Source organism: Duganella rivi (assembly GCF_009857435.1).
Taxonomy (GTDB): domain Bacteria; phylum Pseudomonadota; class Gammaproteobacteria; order Burkholderiales; family Burkholderiaceae_D; genus Rugamonas; species Rugamonas rivi.
On the sequence record NZ_WWCK01000005.1, the window covers coordinates 523954 to 543114 of the forward strand.

13 protein-coding genes are annotated in these 19161 nt (G+C 63.5%); 7 read left to right on the top strand and 6 right to left on the bottom strand.

Annotated features, from left to right (window positions below; translation table 11 throughout):
- Positions 1-67: 67 nt before the first annotated feature.
- From GTP45_RS18515 to GTP45_RS18540, 6 genes are all read right to left on the bottom strand, one after another.
- Positions 68-1402 (bottom strand): TolC family outer membrane protein, encoded by a 1335-nt coding sequence (locus GTP45_RS18515; protein ID WP_161015346.1) that lies wholly within the window; start codon positions 1400-1402, stop codon positions 68-70.
- A 2-nt stretch (positions 1403-1404) separates the two neighbouring features.
- A complete protein-coding gene (locus GTP45_RS18520) occupies positions 1405-2769 on the bottom strand; it encodes an HlyD family type I secretion periplasmic adaptor subunit (RefSeq protein WP_161015347.1) in 1365 nt (454 codons plus the stop codon).
- Positions 2770-2771: 2 nt separating this feature from the next.
- Positions 2772-4580, bottom strand: coding sequence for a type I secretion system permease/ATPase (locus tag GTP45_RS18525; protein WP_161015348.1), 1809 nt, complete (start codon positions 4578-4580; stop codon positions 2772-2774).
- Positions 4581-4776: 196 nt separating this feature from the next.
- Positions 4777-6315: a class I SAM-dependent methyltransferase gene (locus tag GTP45_RS18530; RefSeq protein ID WP_161015349.1), complete on the bottom strand. Its 1539-nt coding sequence runs from the start codon at positions 6313-6315 to the stop codon at positions 4777-4779.
- 156 nt (positions 6316-6471) lie between these two features.
- Positions 6472-9525 carry a DUF4214 domain-containing protein gene (locus GTP45_RS18535; protein ID WP_161015350.1) on the bottom strand — a complete coding sequence of 1018 codons (3054 nt, stop codon included), beginning with the start codon at positions 9523-9525 and terminating at the stop codon, positions 6472-6474.
- 394 nt (positions 9526-9919) lie between these two features.
- The gene (locus tag GTP45_RS18540) at positions 9920-11248 is read right to left on the bottom strand and encodes a FecR family protein (protein ID WP_161015351.1); all 1329 of its coding nucleotides are present in this window, start codon (positions 11246-11248) and stop codon (positions 9920-9922) included.
- A 228-nt stretch (positions 11249-11476) separates the two neighbouring features.
- Here GTP45_RS18540 and GTP45_RS18545 point away from each other — a divergent pair, with 228 nt between their 5' ends.
- From GTP45_RS18545 to GTP45_RS18575, 7 genes are all read left to right on the top strand, one after another.
- The gene (locus GTP45_RS18545; protein ID WP_161015352.1) at positions 11477-13369 is read left to right on the top strand and encodes a CHASE2 domain-containing protein; all 1893 of its coding nucleotides are present in this window, start codon (positions 11477-11479) and stop codon (positions 13367-13369) included.
- Positions 13370-13377: 8 nt separating this feature from the next.
- Entirely contained in the window at positions 13378-14601 is a 1224-nt protein-coding gene (locus GTP45_RS18550; RefSeq protein ID WP_229258527.1) for a tetratricopeptide repeat protein, read from the top strand.
- Between the two features lie 14 nt (positions 14602-14615).
- The gene (locus GTP45_RS18555) at positions 14616-14942 is read left to right on the top strand and encodes a VanZ family protein (protein WP_161015353.1); all 327 of its coding nucleotides are present in this window, start codon (positions 14616-14618) and stop codon (positions 14940-14942) included.
- A gap of 13 nt (positions 14943-14955) precedes the next feature.
- A complete protein-coding gene (locus GTP45_RS18560) occupies positions 14956-15711 on the top strand; it encodes a Crp/Fnr family transcriptional regulator (RefSeq protein ID WP_161015354.1) in 756 nt (251 codons plus the stop codon).
- A 135-nt stretch (positions 15712-15846) separates the two neighbouring features.
- On the top strand, positions 15847-16641 hold the full coding sequence (locus GTP45_RS18565) for an ABC transporter permease (RefSeq protein WP_161015355.1): 795 nt from the start codon (positions 15847-15849) through the stop codon (positions 16639-16641).
- Positions 16641-17864 (top strand): ABC transporter ATP-binding protein, encoded by a 1224-nt coding sequence (locus GTP45_RS18570; RefSeq protein ID WP_161015356.1) that lies wholly within the window; start codon positions 16641-16643, stop codon positions 17862-17864. Before GTP45_RS18565 ends, GTP45_RS18570 begins: the two co-directional genes overlap by 1 nt.
- Positions 17861-19156, top strand: coding sequence for an FkbM family methyltransferase (locus GTP45_RS18575; RefSeq protein ID WP_161015357.1), 1296 nt, complete (start codon positions 17861-17863; stop codon positions 19154-19156). Before GTP45_RS18570 ends, GTP45_RS18575 begins: the two co-directional genes overlap by 4 nt.
- Positions 19157-19161 lie beyond the last annotated feature (5 nt).

Below are 19161 nucleotides of genomic sequence, written 5' to 3' on the forward strand. Positions count from 1 at the left end.
GCGCCACAACAAAAAGGCCGGCCCGCTACACAGCGGCCGGCCTTTTTTATCGGGCAGCGAAAAACGCTTAGCGGAAGTAGCCTGCCACTTCGCGCAGATCGTCCACGCCCAGCACGCCGGCGGCGGCCTTCATCTTGACGGTGCTCAGCAGGTAGTTGTAGCGGGCCTGCGCCTGGTCGCGGCGGCTGGTGTACAGCTGCTGGCGCGCGTTCAGCAGGTCGAGGTTGATGCGCACCCCGCCCTTGATGCTTTGCTCGGTCGCGGTAATCAGCAACTCGCCCGACGCTACCGCCTTCTCCAGCGCCAGCACGCGCTTGCTGCTGCTCAGCACAGCACTGTATTGGCGCTTCAGCTCCACCAGCACCTTGTCGGTGTTGGTTTGCAGGTCGGACTTGGATTTCTCGTAGTTGGCCGCCGACTGGCGCGTGGTGGCCGTGGCGTAGCCGCCCGAGAACAGCGGTATCGAGACCTGGATACCCACCGCCCGCACCGTCGACTGCTGGTTGTAGGTGTTGATGGTGTCCGCAGTGTTCTTGCTGTAGCTGGTGACGAAGTCGACGCGCGGCGCGTGGCCGGCGCGGTTCTTGTTCACGTCCTGCCGCGCCGCTTCCACGCCGAATTCCTGCGCGCGGATCTCGGGATTGTTTTTCAGCGCGATGTCTTTCCAGTCCTCGTAGCTGTCCGCCCCCATCGGCGCGATGCGGAATTGCGGCGCCAGGTCGTCCAGCACCATCACCTTCTCGCCCACCAGCGCCGACAGGGTCGCCAGTGCGGTTTGCAGGCTATCTTGCGCTTCCAGCACCTGCGCCTCGGACAAGTCCAGGCGCGCCTGCGTTTCGATCATGTCGGTACGCGTGCCCTCGCCTTTTTCAAACAGACGGTCGTTGACGTTTTTCTGCTCAATGTAGGCGTCGCGCTGCGCTTGCGTCAGGCGCAGCTGCTCGCTTTGCAGCAGCGCATCCAGATACGCGCTGACCAGCCGCACAATCATTTCCTGCTTGCGCGAGTCGAATACCGCCGCGCTGTAATCGGTCTGCGCGACCGATTGCTTGTAGCGCGCCAGCGAGTCCAGGTTCAGGATCGGCTGGCGCAGCTGCACCGACGACGAGCGGCTGAAGTACACCGGGTGCGACGGCGAATCGCCCAGCGGCGTCTGGGTGATGATGTCGGTGCGGTTCTTGCTGGCCGAGTAGTTGGCCGAGATTTGCGGCAGCAACTGCGAGCGGCCGATGGCCTTGTTCTGCTGGCCGGCCTCGTACTCGTGGATCGCGCTGCGGTAAGCGGGATCATTGGCCAGCGCGGCGTTGTAGGCTTGCAGCAGGCCGATGGCGCCGGCCTGGCCGGCACAGCACACCAGCGCTGCGGCCGCTAGCGCCCGCACGCGAAATGGAAACTTGCTCATGATTAGTCCTCCGCCATCGACGACTTGGCGCGGTCAAACACTGGTTTCAACAGATAGCTCATCATGGTGCGCTCACCGGTCTTGATGAACATCTCTACCGGCATACCCGGCTGCACGTCCATCTTCTTGTGGACGATCAGCTGGGCGCCTTCAGGCGTCACGCGGGCGCGCACCTTGTAGTACGGCTGGCCGGTGCGCTCTTCCACCGTGCGGTCGGCCGAGACCTGGATCAGCGTGCCCGGAATGTGCGGCGTCTTGTTGGCGTTAAAGGCCGAGAACATCAGTTCCACCGGCAGGCCGGTGTGCACCTTGTCGATCAGGTTGACCGGCAGCTGGCCTTCCACCACCAGCGCGTCGTCGCTCGGCACGATTTCCATCATCTTCTGGCCGGCGCCGATCACGCCGCCGCGGGTGAACACGTTCAGGCCCACCACGGTGCCGTTGACCGGCGATTTGATTTCAGCGTTGCCAACTTCAAAGTCCTGGCCGGCGATGCGGCTGGCCAGCGCTTCCGCTTCGCGCTGGGTATCGGCGAGCGTGCTGCGCACTTCTTTCTGGTAGTCCTGCAGGCGCTGGGCGCGGCGCAGGGTCAGCTCGCTGATCTGGCGCTGGGTGCGGCCGATGGTGCCGATGTCTTCCGAGATCGAGCCGGTGATCTGCGCGTAGGTACGCTCCAGATCCAGCAAACGGGTGCGCGCCACATAGCCGTCCTTGGCCAGATCGCGCACATTGGTCAGCTGTTCCTTGACGATGGCCTGCTGTTGCAGCTTGCTGTCGCGCGAATCCTTCACGCCTTGCATCTGGATTTTCAAGCCTTCCATATTCTGGTCGACGGCGCCCAGTTCATTTTCCAGCGAGGAGCGGCGCGAATTGAACAGCTGCTGCTGTGCCGCCATCGCTTCCGTGGTGCGCGGATCGTCCTTGTAATCCTTCAGGTCGGCCGGGAACGGCACGCTTTTCAGGCCGTCGCGTTCGGCACTCAGACGCGCTTCAGCAGCGCGCATGTTGACGTACTGGGCGCGCAGCGCCTGCGCCGCCGCATCGACCTGGATGCGGTTCATGCGCACCAGCACCTGGCCGGCTTTGACCACGTCGCCATCCTTGACCAGGATTTCCTGGATGGTGCCGCCGGTCTGGTGCTGAATGGTCTTGCGGCTGCTTTCTTTGGCGACCACGCCGCTCATCGGCACGCCGCGGTCCAGCGGGGCCAGGCTGGCCCACAACAGGAAGCCCAGCACGCCGAACAGGATCACGAACCAGCCCACGCGCGCGTAGGCGGCGGCGTCGGTGTTGACGGTCAGCGGGGTGACGTCGTGCGTGATTACCTCAGCCGCGTCGGCCTTGTTTTTGTCGATTTTATTCTGCATGCTTATTCCTGTTCCGTGGTGGCGCGCGGAGCCTGGCCGGCGGCCGGGGCGGCAACCGCGGCGCGCGCCTGAGCCTGAGCCTGAGCCTGAGCCTGAGCCTGGGCTTGTGCCTGAGCCTGTAACTGTTTATTGCTTTCCTGCAGGGCGTTCAGCACGTCGTTGGTCGGGCCGAACATGGCCACCTGGCCGTCGCGCAGCACCAGCAGCTTGTTGGTGGCGCCGATGATGCTGGTGCGGTGGGTAATCAGCACAATGGTCTTGCCGCGCTGGCGCAGGTCGGCGATGGCGCGCACCAGCGATTGTTCGCCGACGTCGTCCAGGTTCGAGTTCGGTTCGTCGAGCACGATCAGCGACGGGTCGCCATACATGGCGCGCGCCAGGCCCAGGCGCTGACGCTGGCCGCCGGACAAACCGGCACCGCCGTCGCCCAGCAGCGTGTCGTAGCCTTTCGGCAGCTGCAAAATCATTTCGTGCACGCCGGCGCGCTTGGCCGCCAGCACCACTTGTTCCGGGTCCACTTCGCCAAAGCGGGCGATGTTTTCGTTTACGGTGCCGCCAAACAGTTCGATATCCTGCGGCAGGTAGCCGAGGTGCGGGCCCAGTTCGCCCTTGTTCCACTGGTAGATATCGGCGCCATCCAGGCGCACCTTGCCAATCGCGGCCGGCCATACGCCGACCAGCAAGCGCGCCAGCGTCGATTTGCCGGCGCCGCTAGGGCCAACCACACCCAGCACGTCGCCGGCGGCGACAGCAAAGGTCACGCTTTTCAGCACCGCGCTCTGCGCGCCCGGCGGCGCTGCGGTCACTGCTTCCACTGACACCACGCCGCTTGGTTTCGGCAGCGGCATACCGGCCGAGCGTGCGGGATTTTCTTCCAGCAGCTTGGTCAGGCGCTCGTACGAGCTGCGGGTGCTGCTGAACGACTTCCACACGCCGATCAGCTGCTGCACCGGCGCCAGCGCGCGGCCCACCAGAATCGAGGCGGCGATCATCATGCCCGAGGTAATTTTGCCGTCCAATACCAGCAGCGCGCCAAAACCCAGCACCAGCGATTGCAGCGAGGTTTGCACGAACTTGGTCACGGCGCTCACCATGCCCGATTTCTCGCTGGCCTCGGCCTGCAGGTGCAGGAAGCGGCCATGCAGCTTGAACCAGCGGTGCAGCAGGTTGGGCAGCATGCCCATCGATTCGATCACTTCGGCATTGCGCAGGTTGTTGGTGGCCAGCGTCGACGAGGCGATAGCCATGGTGTTGGCCTCGGCCAGCGGCTGGCGCGACACGCGCTCGTTGACGTAGGCCAGCACCACCAGGACCAGGGTGCCGCACAGCGCGAACACGCCCAGCATCGGCTCAAAGATGAAGATCACGATCAGGTAAACCGGGAACCATGGCGCGTCAAAGAAGGCGAACAGCGCGTTACCGGTCAGGAACTGGCGCACCACGGTCAAGTCTTGCAGCGCCTGGCCGGCGTTGACGCCGGAGCGCTTCAGATTTTGCTCAAATGCGGCGGTATAGACACGCTTGTTGAGTTCCATATCGAAGCGCGCGCCCACGCGCACCAGCACGAAGCTGCGCACCAGTTCCAGCACCGACACGAACAGATAGGCGCCCAGCATCATCAGGGTGAGCATCAACAGGGTGGTTTCGTTGCGGCTGCCCAGCACGCGGTCGTAGACCTGCAGCATGTACAGCGATGGCGCCAGCATCAGCAAATTGCTGATGGCGCTGAAGCAGCCAACGGTGAAGAAGGTGCTCTTGAACTTAGCCAGCACTTCCTGCAGCTCGTTGAGGGGTTTGATCAGATTTTTCATGAGATGAACACGCAAAAAAGGGATGGAGAACCGCTGGCCGTACACCGGCCAGAAAATTTCCGACCTGCTATTATCGCCTAGATTTTTCCAAAAATGTGATTTGCGTCACAAATTTTGCATTACCGATGAGAAAAGAGGCCAATTTTGCACAAAAAAAAGGCGGCCACGCGGCCGCCCCTTGTTGAAATACTACGCCTTAGGCCAGCACGCCCAGCGCCAGGTACATCGGCAGGCGGGTGGCTTCGAACTCCTGCGCCTGGCGCTGCAATTCGGCCACATTGTCTTCCGCCGTTTGCAGGGTGGCGCCGTCCTTGATCAGGCGGTGGTTTTGCGCGCTCAAGATCATCCAGACGAAATCGGTCCACGCCGCGGCGCCCCGCTTGCCGTGGCTGTGCGCCAACAGGAACAACTGGTTGATGCGGCCCAGCTGCAAGCCGCCGCCGGTGACCGGGCTGGCCAGTACCGAGGTGTCGTCGCTGGCGCGGGCACGCTCAAACAGCTTCTGGTTGAGGCGCTGGCTGGCCGGGGTGGCAGCCTTGATCTCTTCCGGCGACTGCGCCATTGCCAGCTCACCGCGGCTGCCGAGGATCAGCGCCGCCTCCAGCACTTGCAGCAGGTTGATCTTGCGATCAGCCAGCGCCGCTTCCAGCTGGCCCAGCGTGTGCGGCTTGTAATCGCCCAGGATATCCAGCAGCGGCGTGTAGACCGCCTCGTTGAGGCCGCCCTCGATGGTGGCGCCGCGCACCTTGAGCGAGATGGTCGCGCGCGGTGCGGTCAGTATCACGCGCTGGCGGCGGATGGTTTCCGAGCGCTGCAGCGGATTTTGGCGGCGCGGGCCCTTGACCCAGTAATCGCGGCGGAACTGCTGGTTGACCATGAAGTCGCGCACGCTTTGGCGGAACACCGGATCCGGCAGCTCATCGAGCAGCGCGCGCTGCGGCTGCGTCATGTTGACGCTCTCGATGTGGTCGACGTAGTGCGCCGAGCAAGCGTAGCTGAGCTTGGCTTCGCCCAGCAGTTCGGCCATGTCGGCAAAGCTCATCGGCTGCCAGTCGCGGTTGAAGTATTCGTGCGCCACGTAGTTGCGGTTTTGCGTGCGCAGCAGCTTGAGGCGGTTGGCCACGCTTGGGTTGGCGCTAAAGAAGGCCGGGTTGGTTTCGAGCAGCTTGTCGGCGAAGTCCAGCGCCGCACCGATGCGGTTGCCGATGCCGGCGCCCGGCGCCGCCATCACTTCGGCGTAATTGGTCAGCAGGCCGCGCAGCGGCACCGTCGGCGCCCAGCCCGGCTGGGTGTTGTAGCTGATATAGAGCACGCCGCCGACCTTGAGCTTGCGGCGCACGAAGTCAACAATGATGGCGCGGTTTTCATCCGACACCCAGCTCCAGATGCCGTGCAGGCCGATGAAGTCAAAGTCCGGTAAGTCGGTCCGGGCGCAGTAGTCGGCAAACGCCTGGTCCACAAAGCGCGCGCCGCTGCCCGCGGTGGCGGCCATTTCTTGCGCGAACGCCGCCTGCGCCGGGTTGAAGTCAGTGCCGTGCCACTCGGTGACGGTGGCGGCCGCGTGCACATTGGCGCTCATGCCCTGGCCGAAGCCGAGTTCGCAGGCGGTGCCCATGGCCGGCATTTCCAGGCCGGCGTTGGCAAACGCCAGCGCCACCCGCAGCGGGTTTAATTCTTGGTAATAGCCGTAGGTGTAATCGATGTCCGCCACATAGCCGCCAGTCCAGTCACTCATTGTCTTCCTCGTTGTAAATACAAGTAAATAGTCTGGTGATTCTAGCAGCCGGAATGCCCCTGTGGCGAAGCGTATGCGCGAAAAAAAACCGCAGCCGAAGCTGCGGTTTTTGCTAGCTGACGCAGCAGGCAAGCCTGCTGCGTTCTCACAAGGAGATTAGGCCAGGGTGATGATGTGGTCGCCCACGGTTGCTTTGCTCAGGTCAACCAGACCGGTCAGCTTGACGATGATGTCATCGCCAGCTTTGAAGCCAACGTCAGCCGACTTGTCTTCCACCACGTAGGTGTTGCCTTGGAACTGGAACCACGAGTAGATACCGTTGGTGCTGCCGTCGCCAGCGGTTGCTGCGGCGATGTAGTCAGCGAACAGAGCGGTCGAGGTGTCCAGAACGATCTTGGCATCTTGACCGGTGGTGGTGCTGCCGCCCAGCCACACTTCGGTACCTTGGTCAGCGAACGACAGAACGTCGTCGGTGGTCAGGCCGGTGATGGTGGCGTAGTTGTTGGCGGTTGCTGGGGTGCCTACAACCACGGTGTCGGTGTCGTCGGTGTCCACTGCCAGGGTAACGATCGAAGCGCCCGAACCCAGGGTGATGGTGTTTTCGCCCGAACCTACGGTCACGGTGTCAACGCCGGTGGTGCCGGTCAGGGTTACGGCGTTGTCGCCGTTGCCCAGGGTGATGACCGATTTACCGGTTGCGCTCGAGTTGATGAAGGTGTTGTCGCCATCGCCAGCGGTGATGGTCAGCACTTTACCAGCGGCCAGGTTGGTGTCGGTCAGGCTGTAGTTACCGTCGCCGCCTTTGAAGGTCACGCCAGCAGCTGCCAGGGTCACGCCGGTCAGGTCAACTGCCAGGTCAGCACCGATGCCCGAAACGTCGATGTTTTTCAGGGTTGCGCCAGCGAAGCCGGTCACGGTGATGCCTTCGGTACCAGCGATGGTCAGCGAGGTAGCGGTTGCGTCGGTGATAGCAGCTTTGTTGATGAACGAGCCGTCTTCGTTGCTGCCCAGGCTGTTGATGGTCACGGACTCGATCGAGGTCAGGGTGATGGCTTTGCCCGAGAAGTCAACGCCGTCGGTGTCAGCGGTGCCCAGCGACAGGGTCAGCGCGTCAGCAGCGGTGTTGGTTTTCAGCGAGTAGGTCACAGCGGCGGTTGGAGCGTCGTCCAGTGCCAGGGTGGCGCCAGCCGAAACGTTGGCGAAGGTTACGTCGCCAGCAACTGCGCCAGCGATGTGCAGGCCGGTGAAGCCAGCGGCTTCGTACACGCCGTCAGCAGCTGCGCCCAGACCCAGGACTTCGAAACCGGTGATCTTGGTGTTCGAGGTAACGTCCGACAGAGCGGTTGCCGCGTCGATGTTGATGACCAGTTCGTCAGCCGAACCAGCGCCACCGTCGATGGCTTTGGTTGGGTCTGCGGTCAGGATCACGGTGTCAACGCCCGAACCACCGGTGTAGGTAGCTTTGGTGCCGTCGATGGTGATGGTGTTGTCGCCGCTGGTTGCCGAAGCATCCACGCCGGTCACGGTAGCCAGACCCGAAACGTCAGCGGTCAGACCAGCCGAACCCGAAACGGTTACGGTAGCCAGTTTGGTCAGGCCAGCAACGGAGGTGAAGGTAACAGCGTGGTCACCAGCAACTTTCAGAGCGGTAGCAGCCGAGTCAACGATGTTGGCAATGGTCGAATCTTTGCCGGTCGTGGTCAGGTTGATGGTCTTGAAGTGGTTGCTTGCGTCGGTGATGGTGTTGGTGCCCGACAGACCGTTGACGGTCAGGTTCAGGGTGGTCACGGTTTCCTTGGTCAGGCCGCTGGTGATGCCCAGGGTGCCCGATTTGCCCGACAGGGTCAGGTTGGTCAGGGCGTTCGACGAAATGGTCGAGTCGCCGTAGTTAGCCAGGGAAACGGTGGTGATGGTTGCGGCTTTGGTGGCGCTGCCTGCGTTTGCGTCAGCGATGGTCACTGCGCCGTCAACTACGCCCGACACTTTAGCAGCGGCGGTAGCAGCGGCGGTCTGGGTTACGCTTACGGTGGTGGTGTCCGAGGTGCCGGTTACGCCGATGGCGCCGCCGGTGATGGTTTCGGCGACTGCACCTTTCAGGTTCGCGGTGATGGTGACGGTCGAGCCGCCTTTCACGTTGATGTCCGAAGCGGTCGCGGTGGTTTGCGATGCTTTTTCGGTGGTGGTGATGTTCACTGCGCCGGTTGCGCCGGTGGCGGTGATGGTGCCGCCGGTGGTCACGCCCGAAGCGTTGATGGTGACAGCTTTGCCGCCGGTCACGGTAACGTCGTCACCAGCGGTGGTGGCAACGGTAGCCGACACGTTGGTCGAGGTAGCAGCGGTCAGGGCGGTGGTGCCTACCGAAGCCGAGGTCACTTGGGTCAGGCCAGTCCATGCCGATACGTCGCCATCGATGCCAGCAGCCGAAACCAGCTTGGTGTTTTCGATGTTTTTAACGGTCAGCGAGGTTGGGATCGAGATAGCCGAAACCGAAACCACGTTCAGGGTGTCGTTGCCGGCGCCGCCGTCGATCGAATCCAGGCCGGTCAGGGTTGCTGCTGGGCCGCTTGGGTTTTCGTTGGCGTTGAAGATGTCGTTCGACGCGGTACCAACCACGGTGTCAGGACCGGTGGTCAGGGTGTAGGTGGTGCCGACTGGCTGGCCGCCGGTGATGATGGCTGCCGAGGTGGTGGTTGGCAGAGCTGCCAGGGTCGATGCCAGGGTGGTTGCATCGGTTACGCCTGCCAGGTAGTCACGACCCAGTTGGTTCACGGCGCCGCTCGAGTAAGCAACACGTGCGTCAACGTTGGTGTTCAGGTAGTCGGTGAACTTAACAGCAGCGGCGATTTTGCTTTGCACAGCAACGGTGTCTGCACCTTTGGCTGGGTCTTGCAGAGCCGAAGCGGTAACTTGAGCCACGACGTTGTCGATGGTCAGTACTTTGTTGGTCAGCAGGTCGCTCCAGTATTTCAGGCCGCCAGCGTCTGGCTTGCGGTTGAACAGGTTCTGGTAGATCTGGTTAACAACTTGGTCGTTGCTCAGGCCATTGAAAGTGGCTTTGTATTCTGGGGTAGCAGCGAAGGTTGCGCTGATGGTTGCCAGGCTGGTGCCGGCAGCAACGGACTTAGCCCAGAAATCCAGACCAGCAGCGTCTGCAGGACGGTTGAAGTAGGCCAGGTACAGTTGTTGGATCGATTCTACGGTTGTAGCCATTTTTTAAAGCTCCTAGGTGATTACGAAAGTTGACTACCGGCAACGCTTGCCTGTTGCGGCTAGTGCGTACCGAATAATGGCAGATGAGCCTTAGGACTTAATGTGACGGGCGTCACAAAAAACCCTAAATCGCATCATATTTTTGACGTTTTAGCGACAGAAATTACCACGCGGGCCATTATCAGAGATGAAGAGGCAGAAATCAATAAGTTTACTCAAGCGGGCAACATTGCCACGGCCGTGGTGAGAATGTGTGAATATTTGAGAACAATATAAATTAATACGCTTTTTAAATAGCGGGTATTTATCGATTAATTACCCATAAAAAAACGGCGCGGCTGCACATTCAGTGTGCAACCGCGCCGCTTAGAGGCACTTGACGGGGAAATTGATGTTACTTGGCGGCAGTAGGCGTCCACACGGTCACGCCGGAAATCACCCGGCGCGGGTTGAGCAGGCCCTCGAACAAATAGGTAGCGCCGCCATCGCCGCTCAGCAAGCCATTTACCATCATATTGCTGGCCGCATTATATTGATTCGATGAGCTGAACTGGCCGTCTTTAGTGACACTGCCAAAACTCGCCATCTTGTAGCTGACCGACTGATCCAGCACGTCAAAACTGGTGGTAAACGCGGCCTTGCCGAAGTCGACGTTCAACTGGCCGTTGCTCAGGGTGGCCATCGAGCGCGCCTGCGTCACCGAGTCGCGCACCACCGCCTCGCTGCTGGCCAGCGCGAAACCGGCGTTGCCGCGCTCCGGCAGCACGTACGGCGCGCCGCTGTCGCTGCGGAACAGCACATAGCTTTCGGTCAGCGCCACGCGGGTAGCGCCATCCTTGGACAGCCCGGCGGTCGGCGCCTTGTCGGCCAGCGCCGCCCAGCGGCCCCAGCTCACCACCTGCGGCGCCGGCACTTCCACCGGCGGCACTACCGGCGTCACCGGCTCCACCAACGGCGGCGTCGGCGTGACGGTATTGACCTGCGGCAGTTGCGCCTGCAGGCTCAGGTTTTTCTTGGCGTCGAGGCTGGGCTCGTTGGCGCCCACGCTGCCGCTGCTGCTCTTGCCGGTGCTCGGCTCGTCCGGGCGCGGCGGCGACACCACGTCCGGCAACAGCGACGGGCTGGACATCAGTTGCGCGGCCGACTGGCCGCGCTGGATTTGCAGCAGCTGGCCTTTTTGCGCGGCCGACAGTTCACGCGCCGCCGCGCCTTCGCACGGGCCGGCGCCGTCGGCGCGGCAACCGCCGCTAAAGCCGCTGATGGTGATCGCGCCCGACACCACCGCCACGCGCGAGGTGTCTTTATCTGTGAACACGGTAAAATCGGTGCCGCGCACGCCGATGGCGGCCACCGGCGTGTTGAAACGGAAGTTCTGGCGCGCCAGCTTGACCGCCTCGCCCGACTGGCTGCGCGCCACGCCGCTCAATAACTCCAGCTTGATGCGGGTGTTGGCCGGGTTGGCGGCGTCGATGTGATAGCTGACGATGCGCGCCTCGGTATTCGGGCGCAGGATGAACAGGCCGTTATCCAGCGTCTTGACGTAGACATAGCCGTCGGCGCCGGTGTGCAGCAGGTCGCCTTCCTGGACCGCGCTATTCAATTGCGCGGCCTTACCGGCCACCTGGGCCGAACCGGCGACAAATATGATCTTCCCTGCCTCGGCGGCAAGGGCCTGCCCCGCAAACAAGGCCGCAACAGCGGTGAAGACAAATTGACGCAACATGGTGAGACTCCTTTTTTCCAGATGTCATTATCCGGCGCGCAGCAAGACTTACCGTGATGACTGTCACAATTCTACCGAAATAAAATACCAGCCTTGCCATGCGTTACACTTTGTAGCAAAGCTTTCATCAGTTCGTTTACCGTTGCAATTAAGCTATACTGCGTGATTAGACCCAGCGGCGTCCGCCCCGGCGACGGCCGGCGAGACGCAGCCCCTTTGATTGCATAAATGATATTTTCGGGACTCACTGTTCGCCGCCTGACGCCGTCGCTGCTGATCCGTAGCGGTATCGCCATGGCGGCCGTGCTGCTGACGCTGTGGGCGCAGTGGCTGAGTCCCGCCGGCAGTTCTTTCTTTGCCGATGCCTGGCTGCGCGACCGCTTCCTGCGCCTACAGGTGAGCAGCGCGCCCGAACCCCGCATCTTAGTCGTCGATATCGATGAAGCCAGTCTGGCCGAGCTGGGCCCGTGGCCATGGCCGCGCAGCCGCCTGGCCGACCTGGTGGAAACCTTGCTGACCGCCTACAGCGCGCGCGGCGTCGGCCTCGACATCGTGCTGCCGCGCCCGGCAGACAGCGAGGGCGACACCCGCCTTGCCCTGCTGGCCCGGCACGCGCCGCTGGTGCTGGCGCAAGCCTTTGATTACTCCAGCACCCGCCCCGACCTGCTGCGCGAAGGCCAGCTGGCCGGCGCCGTGCCGCTGCCGCCCGGCGCCACGCCGCTGGCGGCCACCGGCTACATCGCCAACCAGCCTGCGTGGCATGGCGCGCCCCATGTCGGCAATATCGGCTACGTGCCGGACAGCGACGGCGTGCTGCGCCGGGTGCCGCTGCTGACCACCTATCAAGCCCAAGCCTACCCGGCGCTGGCCTTGGCGATCCTGCAAAGTTGCTGCAACGCCAAGCCCGACACCGGCCACGGCGCCGTGCTGCGCGTGCCCTACCAGCGCGACTGGAGCGCCTACACGGTAGTGTCGGCGGCCGACATTCTGGCCCAGCGCATTGCCGCCCACAGCGCCGCCGGCCGCGTGGTGCTGGTCGGCTCCTCCTCGCTCGGCTTGGGCGACCGCGTCGCCACGCCGCTGGCGCCCAACCGCCCCGGCCTCGGGGTGCAGGCGGAAATGCTGTCGGCCCTGCTCGACATCCACGCCGGCGTGCAGCCGGCGCCGTGGCCGGGCCGCCTGCTGGCCGCGCTGTACGCGCTGGGCGTTACCGTGCTGGTGATGAGTGCGCTGCCGCGCCTGTCGGCCGCCGCCGGCGTCGCCCTGCTGGCCGCCGCCGCGCTGCTGTGGCTGGGCCTGGCGTACTTGCTGGCGCCGCACGACCCGGCGCTGGTCAGCACCGGGCCGCTGGCCACGCTGGCCTTCCTGCTGGCGGTGGCCGTACCCTACCAGTGGCAGCAAGCGCAGCGCCGCTCGCGCCATCTGCTCGGCACGCTGCGCCAGTATGTGGCGCCGTCGGTGGTGCAGCAATTGCTGCGGCAAGACATCAAGGATCCGCTGGCCCCGCGCCAGCTCGACGTCACCACCCTGATTGCCGACATGGAGGGCTACACCAGCCACGTTGAATCGCTGCCGGTGGAGCAAGGCGCACTGCTGACGCGCGAGTTCCTGGCCTGCCTGACCGGCCCGGTGATTGAGCAGGAAGGCACGCTCGACAAATACACCGGCGACGGCCTGGTGGCGTTCTGGGGCGCGCCGCTGCCGCAAGACCAGCACGCCGACAAGGCGCTCGATGCCGCGGCAGAAATATTGCGCCGCGTGCGCGCTTTCAGCGCCCAGCGCGAGGCCGACGGTCATGCGCCGCTGCGGGTGCGCATCGGCATCGAAAGCGGCACCGCCATGGCGGGCGACTTTGGCACCAGCTTCCGCAGCATCTATACTGCGGTCGGTGACAGCGTCAACACCGCCTCGCGGCTGGAGCAAGCCGCGCGCGACTTCCCGCACGACGTGATCGTCGGCGCCGGCACGGTAGCGCGCGCGCGCCGTCACCATTTCCTGCTGCTGGGCGAACGCCAGTTGCGCGGCAAGGAAAAAACCACCACTCTTTATACGATTGCGCAGGGCATGGATACTGCTGTTTCTTCAACTGTTACGCCGCCGGCGCTGGCCCCGTCTGCATGATGCGCGCCATGTTGCACCGCGCCGTGCTGCTGGCCGTCCTGGTGACAGGCGCGGCCGCGCACGCCCAGACCGACAATAGCGGCGACGCCACCCAGGACCTGTACCGCGACGCCTTGCGCTCAATCACCGAGGGCCGCCGCGACGACGCCAGCGAAACCCTGAAGCGCGTGATCGAGCAAGAGCCGCTGCACGCCGGAGCCTGGCTCGACCTGGCCCTGATCCAGTGCGCGCTGGGCCGCACCGCCGAAGCCGAACGCCTGTTCGAGGCCATCGAGGACCGCTTCGCGCCGCCGCCGGAAATCCACAAGCTGATCGCCCAAACCCGCGCCGGCGGCTGCAAAAACTGGGAGCCGCGCTCGCAATACAGCATCATCGTCAGCCGCGGCATCGAGCAAAACGTCAACCAGGGCGCCGATAGCGCGGTCTACCTGCCGCCCGGCTCCACCGACGGCGGACTGGTGCTGCTGCCCGACTTTCTGCCCAAGCATGACCAATACACCGTGGTCTCGGCCGACTACATCCGCGACCTTACGCCGAACGGCTCGCAGGGCTTCGTGCAATTCCAGGACCGCCGCAACGACACCCAGCATGCCTACGACAGCTCGGCCCTGTTTGCCGGCATGGATACGCCGTGGCGCTACCGCAACTGGAAGCTGCGCACCACCGTCAGCCTCGGCATGACCACGCTGGGCGGCGCGCTCTACCAGAAACAAGCGCAGTTGCAAGCGCAACTGATGCCGCCGCTGCCCTTGCCGGACACGCTGCAATTCTCGCTGTACAGCGGCCTCACCCACGTCGACTATGAAACCCTGGACAACTTCCGCGGCAACACCGCCGAACTGCGCGGCCAGCTGGTGTACCGCGCCGGCAACCACTATGCCAGCGCCAGCGTCGGCCTGCTGAACGACCGCGCCAGCGAAAACCGTCCCGGCGGCAACCGCCACGGCAGCACGGTCGCCCTGCAATGGCGCCAGTTGCTGCCCTACCTGAGCACCGGCGAACTCGGCTACACACGCCAGGACTGGCAGAGCCAGTCCGTCTATTCGCCGGGCCTGATCGACCAGGTGCGCAAGCAAGTCACGCAAGTGTGGCGCGCCAGTCTGACCTATCCGTTCAGCAAAAATCAAAACCTGCTGATGGAAGTGCGGCGCGTGCAAAATAAGGAAAACATCTCGATCTTTCAGTACAATGACCGCCAATTGCAGCTGAGCTGGCAATGGTTGAGTCCATAAGTTGAAAGAGAAACATGATGGCTTGGGTAGTATTTGGCGCCGCGCTGGTGGCTGTGGTGGTGGCGTGCATGATACCCAACCGTTACTTGCCACGCGCGTTGCCCAACGATAAATTAATGCACGGCATAGCCTTTGCCGTGCTCACTGCGCTGGCCCTGCCGCTGGCGCAAACCGGGACGCAAATGCTGCTGGGGCTGGCCGCCCTGCTGCTGGCCGGCTGGCTGATCGAATGCCTGCAGCAGCTGGTGCCCGACCGCGACTTCTCCTGGCCCGACATGGCCGCCAACGCCGCCGGCATTGCTGTGGTGGCGCTGCCCTATGCCCTGTACCAGCTGATGTGAGATACTTGTAACCATGCAAGCCACGATTCCCAATTCCGCGCCCGCGCCCACCGACGATGCTGTCCAGACCTCGGTGGAACAGGCACGCCAGCCGAATTTGCACGTTCACCTGCGCAAGATTCCACTGCTGTCGCAGCTGAGCGAGGAGGACATGGTCAAGGTCAAGGCCGAGATCCGCATCCGCGGCTACAATAAGCGCGAGATGGTGCTGCACAAGGGCGGCAGCGGCGACGGCTTGCTGTTCCTGCTGTCCGGCCAGCTGCAAGTGGTCGACATCACCGAAGACGGCCGCGCCATCGGCCTGCGCATGCTGGCGCCCGGCGACTTCTTTGGCGAAATCGCGCTGATCAACAACTCCACCCGTTCCGCCTCGGTAGTGGCCACCACCGACGTGCTGGTGGCCTTCCTGCCGGCGCCGCTGGCCATGTACCTGTTCTCGCACTCGCCGTGGGTGGCGCAGCAAATGCTGCAACACCTGGCGCAAAAAATCCAGCGCGACTCGGAATTCCGCGCCCTGCTCAGCATCAACAACACCATCAAGCGCATCTACAACTTCCTGCTGCTGCACCACAAGCAAGTCAACGGCGAGGACGTGGTCGACAACCTGCCGACCCACCAGGATATTGCCAACATGATCAACACCAGCCGCGAGACCGTCACCCGCGCGCTGCTGACCCTGGGCCAGCAAGGCATCGTGCGCAAGGAAACCCACCGCCTGCTGATCCTCGACCTGCCGGCACTGCAAAAACTGGGACAAACTGCCGGCTAACAACGGCCGCGTAACAAGCTGTTACAGCATAGCAAGCTTGCAAGGCCGTGCGGTATAATCCCCGGCTGACTATTGCAGAATGACTATGATTTTTCCCACCCTTCACACCATGCCGCGCGTCCGGCTGAACGGCGCATGAGCGCCATGCTGCGTGCCCTGTGGCACAGCCGCGGCTTCGTGCTGGGTAGCGTACAACGGGAGTTCCAGTCCAAGTACCGCAACACCATGCTGGGTGCGGCCTGGACCGTGCTGAATCCGCTGGCCATGATCCTGGTCTACACGCTGATTTTCTCGCAGGTGATGCAGAGCCGCCTGCCGGGCGACGTCAGCCAGTACGGCTACAGCATCTACCTGTGCGCCGGCGTGCTGACCTGGGGCCTGTTTGCCGAAATCACCAGCCGCGCGCAAAACATGTTCCTCGAACAGGCCAACCTGCTCAAGAAGATCAGCTTCCCGCGCATCTGCCTGCCGGTGATCGTGGTGCTCAACGCGCTGGTCAACTTCGGCATCATCTTCGGCCTGTTCACCGTGTTCCTGATCGCCTCCGGCCAGTTCCCCGGCGCGGTGTTCCTGCTGCTGCTGCCGCTGCTGCTGCTGCAAGTGGCGCTGGCGATCGGCCTGGGCCTGGTGCTGGGCATCCTCAACGTGTTCTTCCGCGACGTCGGCCAGTTCTTCCAGATCTTCATCCAGTTCTGGTTCTGGTTCACGCCCATCGTCTACCCTGCCACCATCCTGCCGGCCGAGCTGCGCCCGCTGCTGGCCTGGAACCCGATGGCGGCCGTGATCCAGGGCTACCAGACCATCCTGCTGAGCGCCCGCGCGCCGGACTGGGCCAGCCTGCTGCCGGCCGCCGTACTGGCGGTGCTGCTGTGCGCGCTGGGCATGAAGCTGTTCCGCGCGCGCGCCGGCGAAATGGTGGATGAACTCTGATGGGCGCGATTACCGTTACCAAACTGGGCAAGGCCTACAAACAATATCCAACGCGCTGGGCGCGGCTGGCGGAATGGCTGCTGCCGTTCTCCGGCCAGCAGCACAAGCTCAAATGGATTTTGCAGGACATTGAATTCCGCGTCGCGCCGGGCGAGGCAGTGGGCCTGATCGGCGTCAACGGCGCCGGCAAGAGCACCTTGCTCAAGCTGATCACCGGCACCACCCAGCCGACCACTGGCAGCGTCTACATGGAAGGCCGCGTGGCCGCACTGCTGGAGCTGGGCATGGGCTTCCACCCGGACTTCACCGGCCGCCAGAACGTCATCATGGCGGGCCAGCTGCTGGGCCTGCGCGTCGATGAAATCCACGCGCTGATGCCGGAGATTGAAGCCTTTGCCGAAATCGGCGACTACATCGACCAGCCGGTGCGCGTGTACTCGAGCGGCATGCAGATGCGCCTGGCCTTCAGCGTCGCCACCGCGCGCCGCCCGGACATTTTAATTGTCGACGAAGCGCTGTCGGTGGGCGATACCTACTTCCAGCACAAGAGCTTCGAGCGCATCCGCCAGTACCGCGCCGCCGGCACCACCCTGCTGCTGGTCTCGCACGACAAGCAGGCGATCCAGTCGGTGTGCGACCGCGCCATCCTGCTGGACGCCGGCCGCCTGTCGCGCCAGGGCCCGCCGGAAGAAATCATGGACTACTACAACGCCATGATCGCCGAGCGCGAGAACGCCACCGTGCGCGTGGAAGAACTGGACGACGGCAAGAAACAAACCACCTCCGGCACCGGCGAAGCAACGGTCAGCTCGATCGCCCTGCTCGATGAATCGGGCGCGCCGGTCGAGGTGGTGGACGTCGGCGCCGAGGTCACGCTGCAAGTGACGGTCACGGCACGCGCCGCGATTCCGCGCATGGTGCTCGGCTACATGATCAAGGACCGCCTCGGCCAGACCATGTACGGCACCAACACCGACCTCAAGCAACTGCCGCTGAACGATGTGCAGCCCGGATCACAAACCGTGTACCGCTTCCGCTTCCCGATGAACCTGGGCGCGGGCACCTACTCGGTGGCCACCGCCATCGTCAGCACCGATACCCATCTGGTCAACAATTACGAATGGCGCGACCTGGCGCTGGTGTTCACCGTGGTGAACATGCGCCGCCCGCATTTCGAAGGTTCGGCCTTCCTTGATCCGGCTATTGAAATCCAACACCCATGAGCTTTATCTCCTACGCCCAAAACGCTGAAGACGTGCTGCTGTGGCGCGCGCTCAAGCACGTGCCGGCCGGTTTCTACATCGACGTCGGCGCCAACGACCCGGAAGAGCATTCGGTCACCAAGGCGTTTTACGACGCCGGCTGGCATGGCATCAACGTCGAGCCGATGCCGTCGTATCACGAGGTATTCCTGCAAGCGCGCCCGCGCGACATCAACCTGGCCGTCGCTTGCGGCGCGCAAGAAGGCAGCATCACGCTGTACGACACGCCATCGGTCAACGGCTGGGCCTCGACCGACGCCAGCACCGCCCAGGCGCACCGCGCCGAAGGCATCGATGTAGTGGAAGTGCAAGTGCCGCTGCGCACGCTGTCCGGCATTTGCGCCGAGTACGCGCCGCAACAAATTCACTTCCTCAAGATCGACGTTGAAGGTTTTGAAGGCGAAGTCCTGCGCGGCATGGACCTGCAAAAATGGCGGCCATGGCTGCTGGTGATTGAAGCCACGCTGCCGAACAGCCGCGAGACCAATCACGCAACGTGGGAGCCGCTGGTGACGCCGCACGGCTACCAGTTCGCCTACTTCGACGGCTTGAACCGCTACTACGTGGCGCAGGAACACCCGGAACTGCTGGCCGCGCTGACGGTGCAGGCCAATGTGTTTGACGATTACATCTTCCATCATCTCGACAAAGCGTGGAAACGCGCCACCGCTGCCGACGTGGCGGCCTCGGAATCCGAAAACCGCCTGGCCGAAATCGACGCCGAGCTGGCGCAGGCGCGCGCCCTGCTGGACGACGCTCATAAGCAAACCGCCGCCGTGCAAGCGCAATACAACGTGGTGGAAGCGGCACTGCGCGAATCCGAACGTGCCAGCAAAATCGTGCAAGACCACGCTGACGCCGCCGAGATCAGCCGCCGCGAAACCGCCGCCTGGGCCTTGCAGCTGGAAGGCCAGCTGAATGCGACCTACGCTAGCACCTCGTGGAAAATCACCAAGCCGCTGCGCCTGGCCGGCCACTACGGCAAGCCGGCCGTGCTGCTGCCGCTGCTGCGTGGCGCGCTGCGCCGCGTGCTGGTGTCGCTGGCCAAGAAGCCTGCCGTGCGCCGTGTGGTGCTGGCCGTGCTGACACGCTTCCCGGCGCTGGATAAGCGCGCCATGGGCTGGTACTCGCGCCTGCGCGGCACCAGCCAGCTGGCGCCGGTGCAGCCCGGCGTGCCGCCGGCGCAGGCCATGATGCCGCAATCGGCGCGCCGCGTGCTGGCCGATTTAAAGCGTTCCCGTTCCTCTTCCTGATCACC

Bases quoted from the DNA above. Each gene is read 5' to 3' on its own strand.
- GTP45_RS18540 (WP_161015351.1), bottom strand. From the start codon at position 11,248: ATGTTGCGTCAATTTGTCTTCACCGCTGTTGCGGCCTTGTTTGCGGGG.
- GTP45_RS18565 (WP_161015355.1), top strand. From the start codon at position 15,847: ATGAGCGCCATGCTGCGTGCCCTGTGGCACAGCCGCGGCTTCGTGCTG.
- GTP45_RS18550 (WP_229258527.1), top strand. From the start codon at position 13,378: ATGTTGCACCGCGCCGTGCTGCTGGCCGTCCTGGTGACAGGCGCGGCC.
- GTP45_RS18570 (WP_161015356.1), top strand. From the start codon at position 16,641: ATGGGCGCGATTACCGTTACCAAACTGGGCAAGGCCTACAAACAATAT.
- GTP45_RS18525 (WP_161015348.1), bottom strand. From the start codon at position 4,580: ATGAAAAATCTGATCAAACCCCTCAACGAGCTGCAGGAAGTGCTGGCT.
- GTP45_RS18560 (WP_161015354.1), top strand. From the start codon at position 14,956: ATGCAAGCCACGATTCCCAATTCCGCGCCCGCGCCCACCGACGATGCT.
- GTP45_RS18520 (WP_161015347.1), bottom strand. From the start codon at position 2,769: ATGCAGAATAAAATCGACAAAAACAAGGCCGACGCGGCTGAGGTAATC.
- GTP45_RS18545 (WP_161015352.1), top strand. From the start codon at position 11,477: ATGATATTTTCGGGACTCACTGTTCGCCGCCTGACGCCGTCGCTGCTG.
- GTP45_RS18535 (WP_161015350.1), bottom strand. From the start codon at position 9,525: ATGGCTACAACCGTAGAATCGATCCAACAACTGTACCTGGCCTACTTC.
- GTP45_RS18555 (WP_161015353.1), top strand. From the start codon at position 14,616: ATGATGGCTTGGGTAGTATTTGGCGCCGCGCTGGTGGCTGTGGTGGTG.
- GTP45_RS18515 (WP_161015346.1), bottom strand. From the start codon at position 1,402: ATGAGCAAGTTTCCATTTCGCGTGCGGGCGCTAGCGGCCGCAGCGCTG.
- GTP45_RS18530 (WP_161015349.1), bottom strand. From the start codon at position 6,315: ATGAGTGACTGGACTGGCGGCTATGTGGCGGACATCGATTACACCTAC.
- GTP45_RS18575 (WP_161015357.1), top strand. From the start codon at position 17,861: ATGAGCTTTATCTCCTACGCCCAAAACGCTGAAGACGTGCTGCTGTGG.